General features: G+C 63.3%; 1 pseudogene. It reads right to left on the reverse strand.

From position 1 onward, the window contains the following. Positions 1–221: pseudogene (locus DEF47_RS23470) on the reverse strand (hypothetical protein); the annotation flags it as partial.

Raw genomic sequence — 221 nt, forward strand, 5'->3', positions numbered from 1 at the left:
GTTGCCGTCGCCGTTGGCACGTCAGTCGCCGTCGGCTCCGGCGTATTCGTCATGGTTGGTTCGGGTGTATTGGTCGCCGTTGCCGTTGGCACATCGGTTGCCGTCGCCGTTGGCACGTCAGTCGCCGTCGGCTCTGGCGTATTCGTCATGGTTGGTTCGGGTGTATTGGTCGCCGTTGCCGTTGGCACATCCGTTGCCGTTGCAGTCGGGACATCGGTCGC

Source organism: Herpetosiphon sp. (assembly GCF_003512625.1).
GTDB lineage: Bacteria > Chloroflexota > Chloroflexia > Chloroflexales > Herpetosiphonaceae > Herpetosiphon > Herpetosiphon aurantiacus.